At 52.2% G+C, this 1,736-nt stretch carries 2 protein-coding genes; one reads left to right on the top strand and one right to left on the bottom strand.

Translation table 11 applies throughout. The features are described from left to right. A partial coding sequence (locus V6D20_07660) for a caspase family protein (protein HEY9815660.1) occupies window positions 1–917 on the bottom strand: 917 nt, incomplete at its 3' end. Window positions 918–975: 58 nt separating this feature from the next. Between V6D20_07660 and V6D20_07655 the strand changes: the two genes are divergently transcribed. Continuing rightward, on the top strand, window positions 976–1,380 hold the full coding sequence (locus V6D20_07655) for a CU044_2847 family protein (protein HEY9815659.1): 405 nt from the start codon (window positions 976–978) through the stop codon (window positions 1,378–1,380). Window positions 1,381–1,736: the final 356 nt, after the last annotated feature.

The raw sequence follows: 1,736 nt of genomic DNA, 5'->3' as shown, positions 1-1,736 counted from the left end.
GCCAGAAAGTTAGATGTACGAACGTTATCGAGCAACTGATCCGTCAGGGATTCTCGCCCAAAGAAAAACTGAGGGTCATGGTCATTGCAGTCGAAATACTCTAAGCCTTTGTAGGGACAGATGGCTGACTCTAGCGTCGCTTTGGGTGCGTCCGCCTCCACCTGCCATGATCGCGTTAGGTTAATCGAGTTGCCGAAATTGGTACAAACCGGCGATTGCAACTCTCCCTTCAACGCCTGGTTGATATAGTCCACCAACGCAAAGCTATCAATCCAGCGTCCTGGCAATCGGGTGGGATCGAGCCCTTCTAGTAAGGCCTTAGTCAATACGTTGTAGGGACTGTTGAGGTCTTGCCAGGACGTCTCAAAGTCACGAGATGAGGCAATAAAGCAGCGATCGCGCTGGTTCTCATGACCCGGATTGGCGGCATCCACACTGATCAACAATCCTCCACTGTGGCAACAGTCGAGCCAGATGATCTGTTGCTTAATCGGACTCTCCGACAACAGCCATTGCAACCATCGCAGCGACAGACCTGACTCTGGCGTGGATGCGTTGGTGTCACTGGTTGCCAGATACCCTTTGTCGTATCCATCGGTATCTGGAATACCATGTCCAGAAAAGTAAAACAGCGCGGTGTCCGGTGGTTGAGCACTCTCTGGACGGAATAGTTGCTTTAAGGCTTGCTTGAGTTGCGGCTGCGAAACCTCCAGCGTTTCCCCCACCACAGGCTTACGAGTCTCATCCTGGGCGATCGCTTCCGGTATCCGCGTCACTCGAAACTCACCATCCGATTCCAAGAGATGAGCGATCGCTTCCGCATCTTGAGCCGGAGCCTTGAGTGACTTGAGATGGCGATAGGTATTGATTCCAACAACAAGGGCATCCCGATTCATGGCCGTCGTGGTAGAGAGCAAGCGATCGTCCGCAAACCTGATAGGCTAAACGCGACCCGATTCTCCATGATGTTATCCCATGAAACAACTTGTGCCCTTCCAACTAGACGATGGCATCGTCATCTACATCGAACCGAGTGATGATAGTCAAATCCTACCCCTGTCATCCGCCCCACCCTCCAGCGGTGAACAAACCCGTGAAGACCTGGGACTTGATCCCAAGGGTGGTGCTGAAGTGGTTGCTCAACAAGCAGTCCAAGTGTTCCGCAGCATGGAAAACACGCTGAAGGTTTACACCAAAGGCGTGATCAATGCCTTCAAGGATCTGGGTGAAGCCAATGTGGATAAGGTGAAGCTGGAATTTGGTGTGAATGTGGGTGCTGAAGCGGGAGTGCCCTATGTGACCAAGGGAACCGCTGAATGTAGCCTCAAGATTACCGTTGAGTGTTCGTTTCCTGACAAGGCTAAGCCAATGGCTGATTAAGGGGGCGATCGCCTCACAGCAGAATCTGCGGCGGCCCGATGGCGAACTATCGCGGACGACAAGCGCCCTGATCCACTGATCCACTGGACCACCACTGATCGCAACAATGTTGATAACAGCATGAACGTTGAGTTAGTTCGTGTGACAGACGGGGATACCATTGGTGTGTCCGACACGATCCCACGTAACCAAGGCACAACTACAAGAGTCGCTAAAGCTAGATGTGCTGTTCCTAATACAGCAGATGCCAAGCAGAACGTAATGATGCCACCTACCCCAGAACACACCGATGTCTTGCCGCTCCATCTCTGCTTGCCAAAGCTGTCATTTCTTCACCAGCAGTTCCTATCTCTCTT

The organism is Candidatus Obscuribacterales bacterium (assembly GCA_036703605.1).
In the GTDB taxonomy this organism is placed as follows: domain Bacteria; phylum Cyanobacteriota; class Cyanobacteriia; order RECH01; family RECH01; genus RECH01.
This window is presented reverse-complemented; position numbering and strand designations above follow the sequence as displayed.

Bases quoted from the DNA above. Each gene is read 5' to 3' on its own strand.
- V6D20_07655 (HEY9815659.1), top strand. From the start codon at position 976: ATGAAACAACTTGTGCCCTTCCAACTAGACGATGGCATCGTCATCTAC.